This window comes from Intrasporangium flavum, from assembly GCF_001956915.1.
GTDB lineage: Bacteria > Actinomycetota > Actinomycetes > Actinomycetales > Dermatophilaceae > Monashia > Monashia flava.
Genome location: NZ_MLJO01000027.1, coordinates 1 through 20,742, shown reverse-complemented (window position 1 = coordinate 20,742; position 20,742 = coordinate 1). Strand labels below are relative to the sequence as shown.

The window sequence follows — 20,742 nt, the reverse complement described above, 5'->3', positions numbered from 1 at the left end:
GACCCGGTGACGCGCGTCCCCGCCCGCCGTGACGACCCGGTCGTCACGGCGGCCTCTGAGGTCATCGGCGGGCCGCGCGGCCGCTACGCCACGGGCCGCGAGCTGCCCTGGGTCCTCACGGCCGCCATCCTGTCGGCGCTCACCGCGGTCACAGCGGGGCTCGGCATCCTGCTGCGGGCGCCCTGCCTGCGTACCGGGTTCACCGGCGACACCCAGTTCTGGAGCGCCTGCTACGCCGACCTGCCCAACGCCTACCGCGACGGCAACGTCAAGGCGGGGCTCGCCGCGTTCCTCCAGGGCGGGTCGGGGGCCCCGACCACCGGCCAGCCGCCGCTGACCGGCCTGGCGCTGACGGCCGTCGCGAGCCTCGTGCCCGACGACGGGTCGCTGCGCACCCGCGCGGCCTGGTACTTCGCGCTCTGGTCGGTGCTGCTCACCCTCCTGCTGCTCGTCGTCGTGTGGTGCGTGGCCTCCTCGGCCTTCTCGGCCTGGTCGGCGGCGCACGTCGCCCTGTCGCCGGTCGCGGCCCTCGTCGGCTTCGTCTCGGCCGACCTGCTCGGCGTCGCGCTCGCCAGCGCCGGCCTCTGGGCGTGGTCGCGGCGCCGCCCGACGCTCGCCGGGGTGCTCCTGGGTGCGGCGATCGCCGCGCGCAGCTACCCCGTGCTCCTCGTCCTCGCGATCGGGCTGCTCTGCCTGCGCTCCGGCCGGATGCGCGCCTTCGGCCGGCTCGCGCTCTACACGTTCCTGTCCTTCGGCGCGATCCTGTCGGCCGTCTCCTTCCTCAACCCGGCCGCGGCCGCGTCGGCCTACCTCGGCTGGTCCTCGGCTCCCGCCGGCTACGGCTCGCCGTGGCTGCTGCCGCAGCTGGCCGGGCACGCGATGCCCGACGGCGTCGTCACCGCGCTCGCCGCCGTCGGCTGGCTGCTGGCCCTGCTGGCCGGGGCGGTGCTCGCCCTCGCGTCCGCGCGCCGGCCCACCGTGGCCGAGGTGTCGCTCGTCATGGTCGGCATCGTCCTCGTCACCGGCAAGTCGTTCACGGTGCAGAGCTCGCTGTGGCTGCTGCCGCTCATCGCGTGGTGCGCGCTCCAGTGGCGCGAGCACCTGCTGTGGGCCGGCGCCGAGGCGCTCAACTTCGTCGCCGTCTGGCTGACGATCGCAGCCACCACCGTGCCCGACCGCGGCCTGCCGCCGGCCTGGTACGCCTTCTTCTCGATGCTCCGCGTCGTGGCGGTGCTGTGGCTCGTCGCCGTCGCGTGGCTGCGGGCCCGGGACCGCTGGGGGCGGCGCGGCACGCCCGAGGATCCCGCTCCCGAGCAGGACGACCTCGCCGGGCCGATGACCGGTGCCGAGGACCGTCTCATCGTCCGCTTCGCCTGACGCGTCGGGCCGGGGTCGCGTGCTCCGCTCGATTTCGCCGCGGGTGGGCCCGACCGGTACTCTTGCCGGGTTCGCCGTGCGCCCGGTGGCCTGTGGAGAAGACCGACACCTGTCAGTCCGATCTGGTTGGCTGTGACCCGTGGCCCACGGCGGGACGTTTGCAACCCTCCTGTCACGGGAGAGACCCGTGACCGCCGAGACCAGAGGAGGTGGGTAGAAGCATGCGTCAGTACGAACTCATGGTCATCCTCGACCCCGAGACCGAGGAGCGCACCGTCGGCACGACGATGGACCGCTTCCTGGCCGTCGTGAAGAACGGTGGCGGCACCGTCGACAACGTCGACATCTGGGGCCGTCGTCGCCTCGCCTACGACATCAAGAAGAAGTCCGAGGGCATCTACACCGTCGTCAACTTCACCGCCGAGCCGGCCGTGGCCCAGGAGCTCGATCGTCAGCTGAACCTCAGCGAGTCGATCATGCGCACCAAGCTGCTCCGCCCCGGCGCCTGATCACGCACCGATCAGCACCTGATCGACCCTGATCACCCGCTGGCTCGCCAGCGCGATCACCACCCGAGCGTTCGCTCCGATCACCCAGCGAAGGACTGATCCATGGCAGGCGACACCGTCATCACCATCATCGGCAACCTGACCGCCGACCCCGAGCTGCGTTTCACGCCGTCCGGTGCCGCGGTCGCGAACTTCACGGTGGCCTCGACGCCCCGGATGTTCGACCGCCAGAGCAACGAGTGGAAGGACGGCGAGACGCTGTTCATGCGCTGCTCGGTCTGGCGCGACGCGGCGGAGAACGTCGCCGAGTCGCTCCAGCGCGGCATGCGTGTGATCGCCTCCGGTCGCCTCAAGTCCCGGTCCTACGAGACCAAGGAGGGCGAGAAGCGCACCGTCGTCGAGATGGATGTCGACGAGATCGGTCCCTCGCTGCGCTCGGCCACGGCCAAGGTCAACAAGACCCAGCGCGGCGGCGGTGGTGGCGGCGGCTTCGGCGGCGGCCAGCAGGGTGGCGGCTGGAGCGGCCAGGGCGGCGGCCAGGGCGAGGACCCCTGGGCGACCGGCGGTGGCCAGGCCGCCCAGCAGGGTGGCGGCAGCCAGGGCGGCGGCTGGGGTGCTCCCGCCGGTGGCCAGGGCGGCCAGCAGGGTGGCGGCAACCAGGGCGGCGGCTGGGGCCAGGCCCCGAGCTACGACGAGCCCCCGTTCTGATCGACCCGTCCTGATCGACCCGTCCTGATCAGGCGCTGATCGACACGCCGGCCCCGACCGGCAACCGCCGCCTCGCGCGGCACACCTAGATCCAGACCCATCCCGGGGCGCAGAACCCCGGGCTCTCATCACGAAGGAGAGCACCACGATGGCAAAGCCCGTTGTGCGCAAGCCCAAGAAGAAGGCCAACCCGCTCAAGGCGGCGAAGGTCGAGAACATCGACTACAAGGACACCGCGCTCCTGCGCAAGTTCATCTCCGACCGCGGCAAGATCCGCGCGCGTCGCGTGACCGGTGTGTCCGTCCAGGAGCAGCGTCTCATCGCCACGGCCGTCAAGAACGCCCGTGAGATGGCCCTGCTGCCCTACTCGAGCTCGGCTCGCTGAGCCCGGCCTCGAGAACCAGGAGAACTGATATGAAGCTCATCCTCACGCACGAGGTCTCCGGCCTCGGTGCTGCCGGTGACATCGTCGAGGTCAAGGACGGCTACGGCCGCAACTTCCTGCTCCCGCGCGGTCTCGCGACCCCGTGGACCAAGGGCGGGCAGAAGCAGGTCGACGCCCTGACGAAGGGCCGCGAGGTCCGCTCGATCAAGGACCTCGACACCGCCAAGGGTGTCAAGGGCCAGCTCGAGGCCACGACCGTCAAGGTCGAGGCCCGCGCCGGCCAGTCGGGTCGCCTCTTCGGCGCCGTCAGCAACGGCGACATCGCCGACGCGGTCAAGGCCGCCGGCGGTCCCGAGCTCGACAAGCGCAAGATCGAGGTCAAGCAGGCCATCAAGACGACGGGCTCCTACGAGGCCACCGTCCGCCTGCACCCGGACGTCCTCGCGACGCTGAAGTTCGACGTCGTCTCCGCCTGAGAGCCGACGCCAGCACGGCCGAAGGGGCCGGGACCCGCACCACGCGGGTCCCGGCCCCTTCGCCGTCCCTGCCGGCCCGGCCTGCCGGCCAGTCCCGCCTCCCCCTCGAGTGGGCCCTTGGACCAACTAACCCTTCGCGCCGATTCCCGGCGCTCCTCCCCGTCGAGTGGGCACTTGGACTCGTAGTTCCACATCTGCCTGAGCCCTTGCGTCGGTGTCCACAGCGCGCTCCGAGGCTGCGGCGCGCAGAGCCGCTCACCAGCAAAGTTGGCCCTCCAAACCCGCGCAACGAGGAGGGAACCCGTGGACGACGTCAGGGTGAGCCAGTGGCTCGATCAGGAGGACCGTCGCGTCAGTGAGTACATCCGGCGGTACGGGTGCTCGCTCGAGTACGTGATGCCGTGCAACGGCGACGGCACATCGACGCCGTTCTGCTACACCATCGGCCTCTTCGGGCTCGGGCACCCGGAGCTACTGGTCTTCGGTCTGGACCAAGGGAGCGCCTCAGGCTTCCTGAACCACCTGTACACCATGGTCGTCAAGGGCCGTGATCTCGTGCCCGGCGAAGAGCTGAGGTTTCCGGACCATGAAGAGCGGTACCTCGTCGAGGAGGTCCCGAACCCTGGCGACATCGTGTTCGGCGCGAACCGGCACTACCGTCGGCCGTCAGAGGTCTCCGTCCCGGTCCTGCAGCTCACGTGGTCTGTCGGCGGTGCCTTTCCCTGGGAGGCTGGTTACCCCTACCCTGCGCACCGGCAGCCGCGGCCCGGCACCTTCAGCGCCAGGGTGGAGGTCGACGGTGCCGGCTCGTGCGACTGCGGTTGCTGACCTTCGCGATGGATGGCCGTCGGCGCTCGAGTCCGGCGCCTTCCTCACAGGTCCGCTCCGCCGCGTGGCCGTCCCTGACCGGGCACTCGACAGTCCCGACCTTCACCGGCCGGCACGGGGAGTTCGATCGGTCTGTGTGCCGACAACCGCCGTCGAGCGGGCACGTGCTCTGCGCCCACTCCTCCCCGCAGACGCCGTCTTCTCGCATGTCACGGCGGCGGAGCTCTTGGCGCTGCCCCTGTCCTACGCGATCGCCGAGGACCAGCGCGTTCACGTCACCGGACCGCTTGACACACGCCGGATGCGCAGACCCGGCGTGGTGGCGCACCGTGTCAGGCACGCCCGCGGCACGACATCCGCGCACGGCCTCCCCGTGGTCGCTCCCGCCGACACGTGGGTGGACTTCGGTGAGTTGGTCGGGCGCGGCAAGCCGGCGGGCCTCGATGACCTGATCGTTCTTGGCGATGCGGTGGCATTCGACCTCAACGCCATTCACCCTCTGCATCGCGCCCTTGCCTCTCGCGTGAGGCCCCGGGGCAAGGTCATTCTCCTGGAGGCACTGTCTGAGATCCGGCTCGGAGCCGCATCGCCCCGCGAAACGGTCACCCGACTGATGTTGGTGCGCTGCGGTCTGCCCGAGCCCGAGCTCGGTCAAGCGGTGATCGATGTGGCTGGTCGCTTTCTCGGTGTGGCCGACCTGTACTGGGAAGAGCACGGTGTCGTGGGCGAGTACCAAGGCGAGGCGTTCCACGGGAGCGACGAGCAACGCGTCGCTGATGGGGAAAGACGCAAGGGTTTCGAACACCAGGGAGAGTTTGTCGTCGAGGAGATATGGAACGAAGACCTCAGCTCGCCGGAGGCGCGTCGAGCGTGCGTGCTGCGCTTCGCCGCCGCGCTTGGCATCCCACGCTGCGACCTCGACCTCTCCCGCGTCGAGCCCCGGTTCTTCTCGACCCAGACGATGGAGCTCGCGATGCAGCGGGACCTCATTCGTCGGGATCGCCGGGCGTCCTGACTCGCCCTCGTGGGTGAGGAAGTGCCCATTCGACTCAACGTAGCTCGGGAAAGTGCCCACTCGACTGGAGAGGCGTGGGAAAGTGCCCACTCGACTGGAGAGGCGTGGGAAAGTGCCCACTCGAGTCGAACGGGGCACGGGAAGGTGCCCACTCGACTGTCGTTGGTGGGACGGAGTGGGACGCGTCAGGCGGAGTCGCGGACGACGAGGTGCGTGTCCAGGGTCGTGACCCGCGGCGGGGTCTCGCCGCCGAGCAGGCGCAGCAGCGTGTCGGCCATGACGACGCCCATCTCCTGCGCGGGCTGGGCGACCGTCGTCAGTCCGACCTTGCCGCGCGTCGCGTACGGGCTGTCGTCGAAGCCGACCACGGCGACGTCGCCCGGCACCGAGAGGCCGCGCTCCTCGAGGGCCAGCAGCACGCCGCTCGCCATGAGGTCGCTGGCGACGAAGATCGCGTCGAGCTCGGGGTGCTCGTCGACGAGGGCCAGGGCGGCGCGGATGCCGCCCGCCTCCGTGAAGTCGCCCCGGGCGAGCCGGTGGTCGGACAGGCCGGCGGCGGCGAGGGCGTCGCGCCAGCCGAGCTCGCGGTCGACGGAGGCCGGCATGTCGGCCGGTCCGGTGATGGTCGCGATGGCGCGGCGTCCGCGCGCGACCAGGTGCTCGACGCCGTGCCGGGCCCCGCTCCGGTTGTCGACGTCGACGTAGTAGTCGCCGGGGTGGGCGAGCTCGCCGAGCGGCCGGCCACCGAACACCACCGGCAGCGAGCGGCCGAGCGAGGCGAGGAAGTGGTCGCCCGAGTGGTGCGAGACGACGAGCGCGCCGTCGACGTTGCCGCCGAGCAGGTACCGGCGCGTCTTCTCCGACGGCGAGCTCGGGTGGGTCAGCTGGAGGTTGAGGACGTAGTCGCTCTCGTCGAGCCGGTCGCTGATCCCCTGGACGACGTCGGCGAAGTACGGGTCGCCGAAGAAGCGGTGGGCGTCCTCCGGCACGACGAGCGCGATCGACATCGTCGCGCGGGCCACGAGCGAGCGGGCCGCCCGGTTGGGCACGTAGTTCAGCTCGGCGATCGCCTGCTCGACGACGGCCAGGACGTCAGGGCTGACCCGCGGTGAACCGTTGATGACGCGCGAGACCGTCGCGCGGGACACGCCGGCCACGCGCGCGACCGCCTCGAGCGTCGGGCGCCCGGGTGCGGCGTCCGCGTCGGTGGTCGGCGAGGTGGCCGGCGTGCCCTCGATCATGCCTCGCGCTCTCCTGCTCGTTCGTCGGCCCCGGCTGCGGCGGCGTCGGTGGACGGGTGGCCGGTCGGCAGCACCCGGGTCGCGATGACCCGGGCGAGGTCGAGGGCACTCGCCTTCGGCGTGCGCTCCTGGGTGTCGTAGTCGACTCGGACGATACCGAAGCGCTTGGCGTAGCCCCACGCCCATTCGAAGTTGTCGAGCAGCGACCAGTAGAAGTAGCCGCGGACCGGCACGCCGGCCTCGGCGGCGTCGAGCACCGCGCCGAGGTGGGACCGCACGTACGCGACGCGGTCGGCGTCGTCGACGAAGCCGTCGGCGTCGGGGACGTCGTCGAAGGCGGCGCCGTTCTCGGTGACGTGCAGTGGCACGCCGGCCGGGCCGGTGTACTCCTCGTGCAGCCGGTGCAGCAGCCGGGTCAGGCCGTCGGGCTGGATCTCCCAGTCCATCGCCGTGACGGGCAGGCCGCGCGGGTGGCGGAAGGAGGAGTCGGCGGCCGGGAACGGCGAGCGGGTGACGCGGCCGCCGTTGACGCTGTCGTCGAGGGTGACCTCGGGCTGCCAGTGCGCGATGGCCTCGCCGTTGTAGTAGTTGACGCCCAGCACGTCGATCGGGGACGAGATGACCTCGAGGTCGCCGTCCATGACGTGGTCGGTCAGTCCCAGCCCGTGGACGTCCTCGAGCAGGTCGGCCGGGTAGGCGCCGCGGAACACCGGGTCGAGGAAGATGCGGTTCATCTGGCCGTCGACGCGTCGGGCGGCGTCGACGTCGCGGGGGTCGGCCGGGTCGAGCGGGTCGGCGACGGTGAAGTTCAGGGTCAGGCCGAGCTCGAGCGACGCGTCCCGCGCGCGCAGCTCCTGCACGACGCGTCCGTGCCCGAGGAGCAGGTGGTGGGCGGCGGCGAGGCCGTCGGCGACGGACGTGCGGCCCGGCGCGTGCATGCCGGCGGTGTAGCCGAGGAAGGCCGAGCACCACGGCTCGTTGAGCGTCGTCCACGTGCGGACGCGGTCGCCGAGGCGGTCGTGCACGGCTCCGGCGTACTCGACGAACCGGTCGGTCGTGTCGCGCACGGTCCACCCGCCGCGGTCCTCGAGGGCCTGGGGGAGGTCCCAGTGGTAGAGCGTCAGCCACGGCGAGATGCCCGCGCCGAGCAGCTCGTCGACGAGCCGCTCGTAGAAGTCGAGGCCGGCGGCGTTCACGGTGCGCCCGTCGGGCACGACGCGCGACCACGACGTCGAGAAGCGGTAGGACTGCAGCCCGAGGCGGCGCATCAGGGCGACGTCGTCAGCGAACCGGTGGTAGTGATCGCACGCGACGTCGCCGGTGTCGCCGTCGACGACCGCGCCGGGCGTGTGCGAGAAGGTGTCCCAGATCGAGTCGAGCCGGCCGTCCGCGTGGCGGGCCCCCTCGATCTGGTAGGCGGCTGTGGCGGCGCCGATGACGAAGCCGGTCGGCAGCGGGCGACCCTGTGGCGCAACGAGATCGGCGACCTCGAAGCGGTCGGTGACGGCCTCGGAGGCGGGCGGGGCGGCGGGGCCGGACGTGGTCGTGGTGGTGGGGACGTTCATCCCTTGACTGCTCCTTGCATGATGCCGGACACGAGCTGCTTTCCGGCGAAGACGAACAGGACGATGAGGGGCAGGGCCATGAGCACGACGCCGGCCAGGACGAGCGAGTAGTCGACGAAGTAGGCGGCCTGCAGCTGCTGGAGCGCGACCGGCAGGGTCGGGTTGCCCGGGTCGAGGATGATGAACGGCCAGAAGAAGTTCGTCCACGTGGCGATGAAGGTGAACAGGCCGAGCATCGCGGCGCCGGGGCGTGCGGCGGGCAGGGCGACCGACCAGAAGGTCCGCAGCGTCGAGGCGCCGTCGACGCGGGCCGCCTCGATGAGCTCGTCGGGCAGGGCCTCCTGCAGGTACTGCGTCATCCAGAAGACCCCGAAGGCGCTGACGGCGCTCGGCAGGATGACGGCCCACAGGCTGCCGATCCAGCCGAGCTTGCTCATGACGATGAAGAGGGGCACGATCCCGAGCTGCGTCGGCACCGCCATCGTCGCGATGACGAAGACGAGCAGCCCGTTTCGCCCGCGGAAGCGGAGCTTGGCGAAGGCGAAGCCCGCCAGCGCCGAGAAGAGCACGACGAGGAGGGCGACCGTCGTGCTGACGAGGACGCTGTTGCCGAGGGCCTTCCAGAACGGGATCGTCGTGACGACCGTGCTCGCGTTCTGCAGGAAGTGCCCGCCCGGGACGAGGGAGTAGGGGTCCTGGACGATCGCCGCGGAGTCCTTGCTGCCGATGACGAAGGACCACCAGAGCGGGAAGGCCGACCCGAGCAGCACGACGATCAGGACGGCGTAGGCCATCGGGCTGGCCTGGGTGCGGCGCACGAGGCGCGTGCCGCGGCCGGCGCGTCCGGGGAGGGGCGCGGTGGCGGTCGGGGTGGTCGTCGCGGTGCTCATCGCTGTCCCTTCGAGGCGATCCGGCGGGTGACGAGGAAGTTGAGCAGCGCGAAGAGGACGACGACGAGGAAGAGCATCCAGGCCACCGCGGCCGCACGGCCGAAGTTCTTCTGCGTCCAGCCGAGCTGGTAGAGGTAGAGCGTCAGGGTCTGCCACTGCCGGTCGGCGCCGCCGAGGCCGTACTGGTCGTACATGCGCGGCTCGTCGAAGATCTGCAGGCCGCCGATCGTCGAGGTGATGACGACGAAGATGATCGTCGCCCGCAGCTGCGGGATCGTGATCGAGAAGAAGGTGCGGACGCGTCCCGCTCCGTCGATCATCGCGGCCTCGTAGTAGTCGCGGGGGATCGCCTGCATCGCGGCGAGGAAGATCAGGGCGTTGTAGCCGGTCCAGCGGAAGTTGACCATCGTCGCGATGGCCAGGTGGCTCGGCAGCACCTCCTTGTGCCACTGGACCGGGTCGATGCCGACGAGGCCGAGCAGGTGGTTGACGAGGCCGAACTTGTCACCGAAGAGGTCGCTGAAGATGAGGGCGACGGCGACCGGGGCCACGACGTAGGGCAGCAGCACGCCCATCCGCCAGAAGGTCCGGGCGCGGAGGCCGCTGTCGAGCGCTGCGGCGATGAGCAGGGCGGCGATGACCTGGGGGACGCTGGAGAGCAGGAAGATGCTGATCGTGTTCTTCAGCGCGTTCCAGAAGTAGGGCTGGGCGAGCACGTCGGTGTAGTTCTTGAGGCCGACGAACTCGCCCTGGCCACCGATGAGGCTCCACTTGTGCAGCGAGACGTACGCCGTGTAGAGCAGCGGGAAGAGGCCGACGACGCCGAAGAGGATGAAGAACGGGCTGACGTAGGCGTACGGCGAGGCTTTCTCATCGACCTTCGTCAGTCGGCGGCGCCAGCCGGCCCGGGGCGCGATGGGGGAGCGGTGGACGGGCGCGGGTGCCGGGGTGCCGGGCGTGCTCGTCGTGCGGGAGGGGGACTGGATGCTCATGCGGTCGTCCGCTCGTCGGGGTGGGCGGCCCGGTGCCGGCGGTGGCGCCGGGCCGCCCACGGTTCAGCGTGGGGCGGTCAGCCGAGGGCCTTGACGTCGGCCACCCACTTGTCCCACGACTCCTGCGGCGAGGTGCCCTGCTCGACGCGGGTCAGGGCCTGCTGCATGGCGTCGTTGATGGCGAAGTAGTGCGTGCCCTTGTACGGCGAGACGGTCACGGCCTTGGCGCGCTCGGCGAAGATCTGCCCGGTGGGGGCGTTGTTGAACGAGGCGACCTTGAACGCGAGGAGCTCGGGGTTGGTGAGCGCGGCCTGCTGGCTCGGGAACGCTCCGACCTTCTTGAAGGCCTTGACCTGCTGCTCCGGGGCGGTCAGCCAGTCGGCGAGCTCCTGGGCCTCCTTGGGGTGGGCGCTCTGCTTGGGCACGACGAGGTAGCTGCCGCCCCAGTTGCCGCCGCCGCCGGGGAAGGTGTTGGCGACGTCCCAGCCCTTGACGCCCTTGGCGTTGCCTTCGATGACGCCGACCATCCAGCCGGGGCAGAGCATGGTGGCGAAGCCGTCCTTCTGGAAGGACGCGGTCCAGTCGTCGCCCCACTGCTGGAGCTTGGCCGAGAGGCCGTCGGTGATGCCGGCCTGGACGACCTGGTCGTAGAGCCTCTTGACGTCGGCGTTGTCGGTGGCGGTGATGCTGTCGTCGGCCGGGTTCTCGTAGGCGGCCTGGACCTGGTTGACCATGCCCTGGTAGGTGGCGCCGATGCTGTCGAAGAAGGGCACCTTGGACTTGGCGGCGAACTGCTTGCCGGCGGCGAAGTAGCTCTCCCAGGTGTTCCCGAAGAGCTTGGCGACGGACGCGCGGTCGCTCGGCAGGCCGGCCTTCTTGAAGAGGTCGCTGCGGTAGCAGATGGCCTCGGGGCCGGAGTCGGTGCCGTAGCCGATGAGGTGGCCGTCGGCGTCGGTGGCCGCCTTGGCCTTCCAGTCGAGCCAGCGACCGTCGGTGCTCGCGCTCTTGAGGTCGGTGAACTTGTCGGAATACTGGAGCATCTCGGGCAGCCAGTCGACCTCGACGGCCTCGACGTCGGCCATGCCGCTGCCGGCCGAGAGGCGGGTGAAGAAGGTGTCGCGGGCCTCGTTGGAGGTTGCGGCCTTCTTGTGGGTGACGGTGATGTTCGGGTGGGTCTTCTCGAACTCGGGGATGAGGTCCTCGTAGCCGAACTGGTTGAAGGTCGCGAGGGTGAGGGTGACCTTGCCGCCGGCGGCGCCGGCCTGGGTCGAGGGACCGTTGTCGGCGCTGCCCGAGCTGCACGCCGAGAGCGCCAGCAGTCCGACGGTGAGGGTGGCGAGCGCGACGTTCCGGGGACGCGTCAGGCGGGTGCCGGTACGGGTGGTGCGGGCTGTCATCGGAGAGCTCCTTCGGTCTCTGCCCAGTGGGGGTGTGGGAGCGCTCTCCGTGCGTGAAGCTCGACCGTGAGAGCGCTCTCACGCCAGAGGATGACGGGGGAAGGGGGCATCGGTCAAGACCCGTGACCATTCCGTGACCGCGTCCGCTGCCCGACCGCCGCCGGCCGGAACGAACCCGGCAACCGGGGTGCCCAGCCGCCACGACGCGTCTAGCGTGGTCCCATGGGACCGTCGCACGAGGCCCGGGGCGAGGGCGCCCGCCGCGCGAGTCACGACCTCGTGGCCATCGGTCGCGTCGGCGTCGACCTCTACCCGCTCCAGCACGGCGTGACGCTCGACGAGGTGCGCAGCTTCGAGAAGTTCCTCGGGGGCAGCGCGGCCAACGTCGCCGTCGCCGCGGCCCGGCACGGACGACGCTGCGCGCTCGTCAGCGCCACCGCCGACGACGCGTTCGGCCGGTACGTGCACCGTGAGCTGCTGCAGCTCGGCGTCGACGACGCGTACGTGCAGACCGTCGTCGGCGGCCCACCGACGCCGGTCACCTTCTGCGAGGTGTTCCCTCCCGACCACTTCCCGATCTGGTTCTACCGCTACCCCATCGCGCCCGACCTGCTCATCACGGCCGAATCCATTCCGCTGCAAGCGATCCGAGAGACCGAGGTCTACTGGGCCACGGTGACCGGCCTGAGCCAGGAGCCGAGCCGCGAGGCGCACTTCACGGCCTGGCGCGAACGGGGGCGTCGCCCGCTCACGATCCTCGACCTCGACCACCGGCCGACGCTCTGGCCCCGGCCGGAGGAGGCGCCCGGGCTCGTCCGGCGCGCTCTCGAGCACGTCACCATCGCCGTCGGCAACGTCGACGAGTGCGAGGTCGCGACCGGCGAGCGCGACCCCGAGCGGGCCGCGGCGGCGCTGCTCGACGCGGGTCTCGAGCTCGCGGTCGTCAAGCTCGGTCCGCGCGGCGTCCTCGCCGTGACGCCGGAGGCGACGGTGCGCGTGGCGCCGTTCCCGGTGCAGGTCGTCAACGGTCTCGGGGCCGGCGATGCCTTCGGCGGCGCGCTCGTGCACGGGCTGCTCGCCGGGTGGGACCTCGAGCGGGTCGTGCACTTCGCGAGCGTCGCCGGCGCGATCGTGGCCGGGCGGCTCGAGTGCTCGACGGCGATGCCGACGACGGCGGAGGTCAGTGCGCTGCTGTCCGACGTCGCCGTGGCCGAGTGGGCCGGCTGAGGCGGGGTCCGCAGGGCGGGCACCAGGGGCGAGCGCCAGCACGAGCGCTCAGGGCGAGGTGCTGCCGGTGACAGAGAAAAACCCGCCCCCGCTGGTCACGTCGCCGAACTCGACCAGCGGGGGCGGGTGCCCTTGACGCGGTGACCCGACAGGGGGAGGAGGTCACCGAGTCGCACAGGAGCAACTCACGAGAACGACTATGAACGGCCGACCTTAAAGAACCCTGAAAAGGCCGTAGCAGTTGGCTCGGACTCGCCGCCGCGCCCCGTCAGCGGGCGCCGACCACCATCCACTCGTCGCGGCGGGCCCGCCACCACAGACCGGCGCCGCGGATCACCATGAAGACCGTGAACGCCAGCCAGAGCACGACGACGTCGCGCGCCGCCGAGCCGCTCGGGCCTGTCGCGCGCACGGCGAGGACGACGGGCAGGTAGGCGACGAAGGTCAGGACCATGCCCCAGGCCAGCCAGCGTCCGTCGCCGGCACCGATGAGCACGCCGTCGAGGACGAACACGTAGCCGGCCACCGCCTGGCCCAGGCCGACGACGACGAGCGCCGCGCCGAGGGCCTCACGCACGGCCGGGTCGTTCGTGAAGAGGGCGGGCAGCACGCTGTGCAGCGCGGCGACGACGAGCCCCATCGCCAGTCCGCCCCACACGCCCCAGCGCACCATCGTGCCCATCGCGAGCCGAACGCCCTCTCGGTCGCCGGCGCCGAGGGCCCGGCCGGTGATGGCCTGCGCCGCGATGGCGAGGGCGTCGAGGGCGAAGGCGAGGAAGGACCACATCGTCATCGCCACCTGGTGCGCGGCGAGCGGCACGTCGCCCAGCGACGCCGCCACCCACGTCGTGACGAGGAGCGTCGCCCGCAGGGCGAGCGTGCGCACCAGCAGGGGGACACCGGTGCGCGCGGCGACGAGCACGCGCGCAGGGTGGGGCCGCAGACGCGCGTGCCGGGCACGGGCCTTGATGAGCAGGACCGCGACCAGGCCGGCCGCCATGCCGGTCTGGGCGATGACGGTGCCCCACGCGGATCCCGCGATGCCCCAGTGCAGCCCGTAGACGAACGCCACGTTGAGGGCGATGTTGGCGCCGAAGCCGGCGACCGACGCGACGAGCGGCGTCGTGGTGTCCTGGAGGCCGCGCAGCACGCCGGTGACGGCGAGGATCACGAGCATCGCCGGCAGGCCGAGGGCCGAGATCCGCAGGTAGGTGGTGGCCTGCTCGAGGGCGTCCGGCGAGGCGCCGAACGCGGCACAGATCGGCCGGGCGGCGACGGCGGTGACTGTGGCAGTGACGGCGCCGAGGCCGAGCGCGAGCCACAGCCCGTCGATGCCGGCCCCGATCGCGGCGCGGTCGTCCCCGGCACCGAGGTGGCGGGCCACGACGCTGGTCGTGCCGTAGGCGAGGAAGACGAAGATGCCGGCGGCGGTGACGAGCGCGCCGCTGGCGACGCCGAGCCCGGCCAGCTGGGCCGTGCCGAGGTGGCCGACGATGGCGGAGTCGGCGAGCAGGAAGAGCGGCTCGGCGATGAGGGCGAGGAAGGCCGGGACGGCGAGGCGCAGGATGTCGCGGCGGTGGGCCGTGGGTGCGGACGTGCTCGTGGGCGCGCTCATGACGGCGCTCCCGGCATGGCCCGTACCGGAGCCGACGCTCCGAGGTGCTTGAGCGCCTCGCGTCGGGACAGCCCGGACAGGCCGGGGTGGTCGGCGACGAAGGCGCGGACCCACTCGGGGTCGTGGCGGGCGTGGTCGCGCAGCGCCCAGCCGATGGCCTTGCGGATGAAGAAGTCGGCGTCGTCGGTGTTCGGCTCGACGACGTCGGTGAGCAGGTCCTGGTCGAGCCGCGCGCCGGCGCCGACCTGGCTGATGATCGAGGCGCGCCGGACCCAGAGAGAGTCGCTGCCCGACCAGTCGCGCATCCGCAGGCCCTCGACGGTCGGCGCCGCGAGCAGGGTGTCGCGCACGAGGTGCGTGGCGATGTCGTCGACGACGTCCCACCATGCTCCGTCGCGGATCAGCTTCTCCCACAGCGGCATCGCATCGCTGTCGACCCAGGCCCGGTAGGCGCGGTGGCGAGCGAGCGCGATGGCGGCATACCACTGCTCGCGGTGGGTGGCGGTGCTCCACAGCTGCTCGATGGTGGCGACCCACTCGTCGCGCGAGCGCATCGCCAGGCCGGGGTCGCGCAGCAGCGGGGTGAGCGCCGCCTTGAGCTGCGGCGAGGTGAGGCCGAAGTACGGCATCGCCGACTTCATGTACCGCTGCTGGCCGGCGGCCCGCTCGGGGTCGGCGCCGGCGACGAGCGCGGCCCGCACCTCCGACGCGAGGTCGGGGTGCGCGTCGGTCGTCATGGGGTCAAGGTAGCCGCCGCCCCCGACGCCGCGTGGAGCCGACCGCGGCGCGGGCCGGGCGCTTTACACTTCCGCACTACTTGTCAAATCACTTTACATCTGTCATGGTCGTGTAAACCCCGAGACGTGGAGGCCCCCATGACGGCAGCAGGAACGGTCCCGACCGGCACCACCGAGCAGTGGCGCGACCCCAAGCGCCACCTCTGGCTCATCGGCCTCGTCGTGCCTTCGCTCGCCTTCGTCGGCCTCGGCCTGCACGCGGTCACCGCCTGGGGCATCTGGTTCTGGATCGGCCCGATCGTCGTCCTCGGCATCGTCCCGCTCGTCGACCTCGTCGCCGGCCTCGACCGCAGCAACCCGCCCGACGAGCTCATCGAGGCCCTCGAGAACGACCGCTACTACCGCTGGATCACCTACTGGTTCCTGCCGATCCAGTACGTCGGCCTCGTCCTCGCCCTGTGGGTCATCACCCACGGCAGCCTGACGACGCTCGACAAGGTGGGCCTGGCCGTGTCGATCGGCTGCGTCGGCGGCATCGGCATCAACACCGCCCACGAGCTCGGCCACAAGAAGGAGAGCCACGAGCGGTGGCTGGCCAAGGTCGCGCTGGCGCAGAGCTTCTACGGCCACTTCTACATCGAGCACAACCGGGGCCACCACGTCCGGGTCGCCACGCCCGCCGACCCCGCGAGCAGTCGCCTCGGGGAGAGCCTCTACGCCTTCTGGCCACGAACGGTCGTCGGGTCGCTGCGCAGCGCGTGGCGCCTCGAGAAGCGACGCCTGGCCCGACGGCGCCTGCACCCGTGGCGGCTGTCGAACGACGTCGTGAGCGGCTGGCTGATGTCGGCAGTGCTCTGGGGCGCGCTCGTGGCCTGGCTCGGCGTCGGCGTGCTGCCCTACCTGCTCATCCAGGCGTTCGTCGGGCTCTCGCTGCTCGAGGTCGTCAACTACATGGAGCACTACGGGATGCTGCGCCAGGTCGTCGGGCAGCCGGGTCGGCAGCGGTACGAGCGCGTCGACCCGAGCCACTCCTGGAACAGCAACAACATCGCGACCAACGTCCTGCTCTACCACCTCCAGCGCCACAGCGACCACCACGCCAACCCGACGCGGCGCTACCAGACCCTGCGCGACTACGCCGAGTCGCCGGTGCTGCCGACCGGCTACGCCGGGATGATCGTGCTCGCGCTCGTCCCGCCGCTGTGGCGACGCGTCATGGACCCGCGCGTGCTCGCGCACTACGGCGGGGACGTGCGCCTCGCCAACGTCCAGCCCTCCCGACGCGCGCGCGTGCTGGCCGCCTACCCGCCCCCGGCGGCGCCGGGCGTGCCCGAGGCGCCGGGTGGCGTCGGTGCCGACGCCGCAGGACCCGACGCGTCGGGACCCCGGACGCGTGAGCGCGGAGCGGGTCGGCGGCACGCGTGCCCCGGCTGTGAGTACGTCTACGACGAGGTGGACGGCGATGTGCGACAGGGCTTTCCGGCCGGCACCGCGTGGGCGGACGTGCCCGACGACTGGTGCTGCCCCGACTGCGGCGTGCGCGAGAAGGTCGACTTCGTCGCAGCCGTGCCGACGTGAGGGGCCCGGTCGCTCCGGCCGGGCTGCCTACGATGACCGTCATGACGACGACGCCGACCCTGCGCGAGCGGATCGTCGCGGAGGCGGCGACCCTGACCTCGGAGGTCGGCTGGGCCGCCGTGACGATGGGAGCGCTGGCCGCCCGGGTCGGGGTGTCGCGCCAGACCGTCTACAACGAGCTCGGGTCCAAGCCCGCCCTCGGTGAGGCCATGGTGCTGCGCGAGCTCGACCGGTTCCTCGGCGTCGTCGCCGACGCGTTCGACGCCCACCCGCGTGACCTCGACGCCGCGGTGCGGGCCGCCGTGCGCGGGGTGCTCGACCTCGCGGCCGACAGTGCGTTGCTCCGGGCGCTCGCGACCTTCACGCACGGCGGCGACACCGAGCTGATGCCGCTGCTGACGACGCGCTCGGACGTGCTCGTCGACGCCGCGTCCGGCATGGTCCTCGGCCGGCTCGAGGGGTACGACGTCGGGCTCGAGCCGCGCCGCCGGCGGGCCGCCGTCGACGTCGTCGTCCGGGTCGTGCTCAGCCACGTCGTGCGGCCCGGGGGCCCACCCGCCCAGGTCGCCGACGACGTCGCGTGGGTCGCCGGCCGGCTCCTCGGGCCCGCCTGACCAACCGCCCACTCGGCGGGACGACGTGCCCACTCGCCCGTGCAGCGACGCCTGGCGCCGTGGAGCGGCTCGGAGTTGTCCGGCGCTCAGCGCTTGACGGCCCGGCCGAGGTAGCCGAAGGCCCACGGCCGCATGAGCCGCGGCATGGGCGCGTAGGCCCGGTCGACGTCGACGACCTCGAGCCCGGACTCCGCCACGATGCGGTCGATCGGGCGGGTCAGGTGGCAGCCGTCGAAGGCGCGCTTCTGCAGCGGCTCGAGCCGTCGCTGCCAGCGGCGGATGCTTTCGTCGGGCGCGATGCCGTGCTCGAGGAAGTGCAGGGCGCCGCCGGGCCTCAGCACCCGCCGCACCTCGGCGAGCGCGGCCGCGACGTCGGGGATCGTGCAGAGGGTGAACGTGGAGAGCACGGCGTCGGCGCTGTCGTCGGGCAGGTCGAGGTGCTGGCCGTCGAGACCCCCGCGCACGACGGGGACCGTGCTGCTCGCGCGGCGCTTCTCGCCCAGGCCCCAGCCGACGTCCGACGGCTCGACGGCGACGACCCGGGTGACCTCGGGCGGGTAGAGGCCGACGTTGTTGCCGCTGCCGAAGCCCAGCTCGACGACCTCGCCGCGCAGGCCGGCGCAGGCCCGCCGGCGCAGGTCGACGATCGCGTCGCTCTCGTTGCCGGCCACGAGCCGCGGCGTCACCTGCCTCGCCCAGAAGCCCATGGGCCCGAGCGTAGGCGCGGGCGGCGTCCGGCGCAGCGCTCCGGCGCCAGCGCGTCCGGCCAGCCGGCCGGCCGGACAGCGCTCAGCCGCGGCGCAGCGTGACGACCGGGACCTCGGGCGGGGCGAGCACGCGGACCGGCGGCCCCCACGCGCCGGCGCCCCGGCTCGTCAGGACCGGCACGTCGCCGACGGTCGCGAGACCGTCGAGCACCGGCTGCTGGAGCGGGACGAGGTAGCGGAACGGCCACACCTGCCCGCCGTGCGTGTGGCCGGACAGCTGCAGGTCGACGCCGCGCCCCTGCACGTTCTCGGCGGCCTTCGGCTGGTGGGCGACGAAGACCGTGAACGACGACGGGTCGACGCCGGACAGCGCGCGGGCGGCGTCGCTGGCGTCGGTGCCGCGTCCGGTGAGGTCGTGGACGCCGGCCAGGGTCAGGCTCGCCCCGCCCCGCTCGATCCCGACGTGCTCGTTGCGCAGGACCCGGATGCCGAGGGTCTCCCAGTGGCCCAGCCAGGCGTCCGCCTCCTGCGAGATGAACTCGTGGTTGCCGCTGACCGCGTAGACGCCGAGCGGGGCGCGGAGGTCGGCCAGCGGGGCCAGGGTGTCGCCGACCTGCGTGACGCGTCCGTCGACGAGGTCGCCGCCGAGGACGACGACGTCGGGGCGCTGGGCGTTGACGAGGTCGACGACGCGTCGGGTGAACGACGCGTCACGGATCGGTCCGGCGTGCAGGTCGGTGACGAGCGCCACGCGCAGCCCGTCGAGGCCTTCGGGGAGGTCGGCGTCGGTGACGGTGACCGGGGTGACCGACGGCTGCGACGCCTCGGACACCCCGTAGCCCGTGGCGCCGAGTGCCGCGACGACGACGAGCGGGGTGCCGACCCGCAGCAGGGGGCGGCGGAGGCCGGGGCGACGAGCGAGACGCACTGCGAGACAGGCGATCCCGAGTATCGCGACCCCGAGCAGGAGGTACCACGCGACGACGAGCCACGTCATGCCGGCCCACGCCAGCCACCGGCCGCGCCGGGGGTCGAGCGCGCCCGACTGCATGGCGAACGCGGTGAGGGTGAGCAGCCAGGTCAGCCCGAGGACGGTGGCGGAGGCGAGTCGCACGCCCCGGGGCCAGCCGGGGGCGACGGCGAGGCGACGGTGCAGGGCGAGGGTGAGCAGCGCGAGGAGCGCCGCGAGGACGGCGACGAAGATCGACACGGGAGGCAGGCGGGGGGCGCGGGTCGGCGAACGGGCGCGGGGCCGGTGCGGGTGCCGGGCCGGTCAGGCGGGCGTGCCGAAGCGGACGGCGTTGCGCTCGCGGGCCTTCTGCCGCTCGACCTCGCGGTCCTTGGGCGGCGCGCTCGTGGTGAGGTGGTCGAGCAGGTGCTGGGTGGCGTGGGCGATCGCCTCGACGGCCTCGTCGAAGGCGTGCTGGTTGGCCTGGCTCGGCTTCGTGCTGCCGCTGACCTTGCGGACGTACTGGAGGGCGGCCGCACGCACCTCCTCGGACGTCGCGGCGGGCTCGAAGTTGTGGAGCTGTCGGATGTTGCGGCACATGCCCCAACCGTATGTCGCCCCGCCGACCTCGTGGGTCTGCGCGCGGTCCGACGTGCGAGTCGCCCGGGTCTGCTCGTGTCAACCCCTCCTGCGAGAACCTGCACTCACCGCGCGGGAGGGCGAGGGCGTGGTTTGTATGGGCGCACGGGAGACCCCCGCCGCGGCCGGCGCCACTGCGTCGGCGCGACCCGGCCCGGACCCGGTCCGGCCGGACAACTCACACAAGGAGTCACCATGCGCACTGCACGTCGTTACATGCTCGGCCTCGCGATCGCGGCGGCCGTCGGGCTCGTCGGGGCCTCCGGCGCCATGGCGGCCGACGGCCCCTCGAACATGTGCGCCGGCAAGTCCTTCTGCGTCGTGGGCGGCTGAACGGCCCAGTCCCGACGACGCGGCCCCGGGTCCTGCTGGACCCGGGGCCGTGTCGTGTTCTGCGGAAAGTCTTGACGGTTGGAAGTTAGTAAACTTTACTAACCCTCGTGACCACCGCCCTGTCCCGCGCCCGACGCGTCTCGCCGCGCACCGCGGTGCTGCCCGCCCACGGCCGACGGCACAACCTCTCGCTCGTGCTCCAGCTGCTCTACTCCGTCGGCGCCATGAGCCGCGCCGACCTCGCGCGGCGCCTCGGGATGAGCAAGGTGACGGTCTCCGACCTCGTCGCCGAGCTCATCGACACCGGGCACGCCGTCGAGCTCGGCCCCTCCGACGAGGTGCGCCCCGGCAAGCCGGCCACGCTCGTCGACGTCAACCGCACCGGCCTGCAGGCCATCGGCCTCGACCTCGCCGCCCACGAGGTGCTCCGGGGCGCGGTCCTCGACCTCGACGGCAACATCCTCGTCCGGGCCGAGCGGCCGATCGGGGACGCCTCGGGCCAGGCCGTCGTCGACACCGTCCTCGACCTCGTCCACGAGCTCGTCGGCGCGGCCACGGCGCCCCTGCTCGGCATCGGCGTCGGCACCCCCGGCATCGTCGGGCCCGGCGGCGTCGTCGACACCGCCCCCAACCTCGGCTGGACCGACGTGCCGCTGCGCGACGTCGTCGCCGAGGCCACCGACCTGCCCGTCTTCGTCGTCAACGACGCAGACGCCGCGGTCCACGCCGACTACACGCTCGGCGACGGCGGCGACGACCTCGTCCTCGTCAAGATCGGCCGCGGTGTCGGTGGCGGCCTCATCGTCGGCGGCCAGCGGGTGCGCGGCGCCCACTTCGCCGCGGGCGAGATCGGGCACGTCACCGTCGGCACCGACGGCGGCGCCCGGTGCCGCTGCGGCAAGGTCGGCTGCCTCGAGACGTGGGTATCGGCCCCCAACCTCGAGAAGGCGCTCGCCGCGT

22 protein-coding genes are annotated in these 20,742 nt (G+C 72.2%); 12 read left to right on the top strand and 10 right to left on the bottom strand.

Annotated features, from left to right (window positions below; genetic code table 11):
• Positions 1–6: 6 nt before the first annotated feature.
• The 7 genes from BIV28_RS18245 to BIV28_RS18215 all read left to right on the top strand — a co-directional run bounded on the left by BIV28_RS18245 (position 7) and on the right by BIV28_RS18215 (position 5,298).
• On the top strand, positions 7–1,377 hold the full coding sequence (locus BIV28_RS18245) for a DUF2029 domain-containing protein (RefSeq protein WP_076263987.1): 1,371 nt from the start codon (positions 7–9) through the stop codon (positions 1,375–1,377).
• A 221-nt stretch (positions 1,378–1,598) separates the two neighbouring features.
• Positions 1,599–1,886, top strand: a complete 288-nt coding sequence (gene rpsF, locus BIV28_RS18240; protein WP_076263959.1) for a 30S ribosomal protein S6 — start codon at positions 1,599–1,601, stop codon at positions 1,884–1,886.
• A 102-nt stretch (positions 1,887–1,988) separates the two neighbouring features.
• On the top strand, positions 1,989–2,594 hold the full coding sequence (locus BIV28_RS18235) for a single-stranded DNA-binding protein (protein WP_076263958.1): 606 nt from the start codon (positions 1,989–1,991) through the stop codon (positions 2,592–2,594).
• A 148-nt stretch (positions 2,595–2,742) separates the two neighbouring features.
• Complete coding sequence (gene rpsR, locus BIV28_RS18230; RefSeq protein ID WP_013494395.1) at positions 2,743–2,979, top strand: 30S ribosomal protein S18; 237 nt, start codon at positions 2,743–2,745, stop codon at positions 2,977–2,979.
• A gap of 29 nt (positions 2,980–3,008) precedes the next feature.
• Entirely contained in the window at positions 3,009–3,455 is a 447-nt protein-coding gene (gene rplI, locus BIV28_RS18225) for a 50S ribosomal protein L9 (RefSeq protein ID WP_076263957.1), read from the top strand.
• 303 nt (positions 3,456–3,758) lie between these two features.
• Positions 3,759–4,283, top strand: a complete 525-nt coding sequence (locus tag BIV28_RS18220) for a DUF4262 domain-containing protein (RefSeq protein ID WP_076263956.1) — start codon at positions 3,759–3,761, stop codon at positions 4,281–4,283.
• Positions 4,284–4,509: 226 nt separating this feature from the next.
• A complete protein-coding gene (locus BIV28_RS18215; RefSeq protein ID WP_242653127.1) occupies positions 4,510–5,298 on the top strand; it encodes a hypothetical protein in 789 nt (262 codons plus the stop codon).
• 185 nt (positions 5,299–5,483) lie between these two features.
• Here the strand turns inward: BIV28_RS18215 and BIV28_RS18210 are convergent, their stop codons facing one another.
• The 5 genes from BIV28_RS18210 to BIV28_RS18190 all read right to left on the bottom strand — a co-directional run bounded on the left by BIV28_RS18210 (position 5,484) and on the right by BIV28_RS18190 (position 11,383).
• The gene (locus BIV28_RS18210) at positions 5,484–6,539 is read right to left on the bottom strand and encodes a LacI family DNA-binding transcriptional regulator (protein ID WP_076263955.1); all 1,056 of its coding nucleotides are present in this window, start codon (positions 6,537–6,539) and stop codon (positions 5,484–5,486) included.
• Positions 6,536–8,104, bottom strand: a complete 1,569-nt coding sequence (locus BIV28_RS18205; RefSeq protein ID WP_083707494.1) for a GH1 family beta-glucosidase — start codon at positions 8,102–8,104, stop codon at positions 6,536–6,538. Before BIV28_RS18205 ends, BIV28_RS18210 begins: the two co-directional genes overlap by 4 nt.
• Positions 8,101–8,994, bottom strand: a complete 894-nt coding sequence (locus tag BIV28_RS18200; protein ID WP_076263954.1) for a carbohydrate ABC transporter permease — start codon at positions 8,992–8,994, stop codon at positions 8,101–8,103. Before BIV28_RS18200 ends, BIV28_RS18205 begins: the two co-directional genes overlap by 4 nt.
• A complete protein-coding gene (locus BIV28_RS18195; protein WP_207556093.1) occupies positions 8,991–9,986 on the bottom strand; it encodes a carbohydrate ABC transporter permease in 996 nt (331 codons plus the stop codon). The genes BIV28_RS18200 and BIV28_RS18195 overlap by 4 nt, the downstream gene beginning before the upstream one ends.
• A 77-nt stretch (positions 9,987–10,063) precedes the next feature.
• A complete protein-coding gene (locus tag BIV28_RS18190; protein WP_083707493.1) occupies positions 10,064–11,383 on the bottom strand; it encodes an ABC transporter substrate-binding protein in 1,320 nt (439 codons plus the stop codon).
• A gap of 222 nt (positions 11,384–11,605) precedes the next feature.
• Here BIV28_RS18190 and iolC point away from each other — a divergent pair, with 222 nt between their 5' ends.
• Complete coding sequence (gene iolC / locus BIV28_RS18185) at positions 11,606–12,610, top strand: 5-dehydro-2-deoxygluconokinase (RefSeq protein WP_076263952.1); 1,005 nt, start codon at positions 11,606–11,608, stop codon at positions 12,608–12,610.
• 268 nt (positions 12,611–12,878) lie between these two features.
• Here iolC and BIV28_RS18180 read toward each other — a convergent pair whose 3' ends face one another.
• Positions 12,879–14,225 (bottom strand): MATE family efflux transporter, encoded by a 1,347-nt coding sequence (locus BIV28_RS18180; RefSeq protein ID WP_076263951.1) that lies wholly within the window; start codon positions 14,223–14,225, stop codon positions 12,879–12,881.
• Positions 14,222–14,962, bottom strand: a complete 741-nt coding sequence (locus BIV28_RS18175; RefSeq protein WP_076263950.1) for a DNA alkylation repair protein — start codon at positions 14,960–14,962, stop codon at positions 14,222–14,224. Before BIV28_RS18175 ends, BIV28_RS18180 begins: the two co-directional genes overlap by 4 nt.
• Before the next feature lie 138 nt (positions 14,963–15,100).
• Between BIV28_RS18175 and BIV28_RS18170 the strand changes: the two genes are divergently transcribed.
• Positions 15,101–16,540 (top strand): fatty acid desaturase, encoded by a 1,440-nt coding sequence (locus BIV28_RS18170; protein WP_076263949.1) that lies wholly within the window; start codon positions 15,101–15,103, stop codon positions 16,538–16,540.
• Between the two features lie 41 nt (positions 16,541–16,581).
• A complete protein-coding gene (locus BIV28_RS18165; protein ID WP_242653126.1) occupies positions 16,582–17,154 on the top strand; it encodes a TetR/AcrR family transcriptional regulator in 573 nt (190 codons plus the stop codon).
• Positions 17,155–17,240: 86 nt separating this feature from the next.
• On the opposite strand, the gene BIV28_RS18160 is transcribed toward BIV28_RS18165, so the two are convergent.
• The 3 genes from BIV28_RS18160 to BIV28_RS18150 all read right to left on the bottom strand — a co-directional run bounded on the left by BIV28_RS18160 (position 17,241) and on the right by BIV28_RS18150 (position 19,410).
• On the bottom strand, positions 17,241–17,861 hold the full coding sequence (locus BIV28_RS18160; protein WP_076263947.1) for a class I SAM-dependent methyltransferase: 621 nt from the start codon (positions 17,859–17,861) through the stop codon (positions 17,241–17,243).
• An 82-nt stretch (positions 17,862–17,943) separates the two neighbouring features.
• Positions 17,944–19,071: a metallophosphoesterase gene (locus BIV28_RS18155; protein WP_083707492.1), complete on the bottom strand. Its 1,128-nt coding sequence runs from the start codon at positions 19,069–19,071 to the stop codon at positions 17,944–17,946.
• 63 nt (positions 19,072–19,134) lie between these two features.
• Complete coding sequence (locus tag BIV28_RS18150) at positions 19,135–19,410, bottom strand: DUF2277 domain-containing protein (RefSeq protein WP_076263946.1); 276 nt, start codon at positions 19,408–19,410, stop codon at positions 19,135–19,137.
• A 234-nt stretch (positions 19,411–19,644) separates the two neighbouring features.
• On the opposite strand from BIV28_RS18150, the gene BIV28_RS20125 reads away from it, so the two are divergent.
• Together BIV28_RS20125 and BIV28_RS18145 are read left to right on the top strand one after the other, a co-directional pair.
• Complete coding sequence (locus BIV28_RS20125; RefSeq protein ID WP_207556092.1) at positions 19,645–19,782, top strand: hypothetical protein; 138 nt, start codon at positions 19,645–19,647, stop codon at positions 19,780–19,782.
• Positions 19,783–19,889: 107 nt separating this feature from the next.
• Positions 19,890–20,742, top strand: an 853-nt coding sequence (locus tag BIV28_RS18145) for an ROK family transcriptional regulator (protein WP_076263945.1), incomplete at its 3' end; no start/stop codon positions are given.

Coding starts and splice junctions, on each gene's coding strand:
- rpsF (WP_076263959.1), top strand. CDS start 1,599: ATGCGTCAGTACGAACTCATGGTCATCCTCGACCCCGAGACCGAGGAG.
- BIV28_RS18235 (WP_076263958.1), top strand. CDS start 1,989: ATGGCAGGCGACACCGTCATCACCATCATCGGCAACCTGACCGCCGAC.
- rpsR (WP_013494395.1), top strand. CDS start 2,743: ATGGCAAAGCCCGTTGTGCGCAAGCCCAAGAAGAAGGCCAACCCGCTC.
- rplI (WP_076263957.1), top strand. CDS start 3,009: ATGAAGCTCATCCTCACGCACGAGGTCTCCGGCCTCGGTGCTGCCGGT.
- BIV28_RS18210 (WP_076263955.1), bottom strand. CDS start 6,539: ATGATCGAGGGCACGCCGGCCACCTCGCCGACCACCGACGCGGACGCC.
- BIV28_RS18205 (WP_083707494.1), bottom strand. CDS start 8,104: ATGAACGTCCCCACCACCACGACCACGTCCGGCCCCGCCGCCCCGCCC.
- BIV28_RS18200 (WP_076263954.1), bottom strand. CDS start 8,994: ATGAGCACCGCGACGACCACCCCGACCGCCACCGCGCCCCTCCCCGGA.
- BIV28_RS18195 (WP_207556093.1), bottom strand. CDS start 9,986: ATGAGCATCCAGTCCCCCTCCCGCACGACGAGCACGCCCGGCACCCCG.
- BIV28_RS18190 (WP_083707493.1), bottom strand. CDS start 11,383: ATGACAGCCCGCACCACCCGTACCGGCACCCGCCTGACGCGTCCCCGG.
- iolC (WP_076263952.1), top strand. CDS start 11,606: ATGGGACCGTCGCACGAGGCCCGGGGCGAGGGCGCCCGCCGCGCGAGT.
- BIV28_RS18180 (WP_076263951.1), bottom strand. CDS start 14,225: ATGAGCGCGCCCACGAGCACGTCCGCACCCACGGCCCACCGCCGCGAC.
- BIV28_RS18175 (WP_076263950.1), bottom strand. CDS start 14,962: ATGACGACCGACGCGCACCCCGACCTCGCGTCGGAGGTGCGGGCCGCG.
- BIV28_RS18170 (WP_076263949.1), top strand. CDS start 15,101: ATGACGGCAGCAGGAACGGTCCCGACCGGCACCACCGAGCAGTGGCGC.
- BIV28_RS18165 (WP_242653126.1), top strand. CDS start 16,582: ATGACGACGACGCCGACCCTGCGCGAGCGGATCGTCGCGGAGGCGGCG.
- BIV28_RS18160 (WP_076263947.1), bottom strand. CDS start 17,861: ATGGGCTTCTGGGCGAGGCAGGTGACGCCGCGGCTCGTGGCCGGCAAC.
- BIV28_RS18150 (WP_076263946.1), bottom strand. CDS start 19,410: ATGTGCCGCAACATCCGACAGCTCCACAACTTCGAGCCCGCCGCGACG.
- BIV28_RS20125 (WP_207556092.1), top strand. CDS start 19,645: ATGCGCACTGCACGTCGTTACATGCTCGGCCTCGCGATCGCGGCGGCC.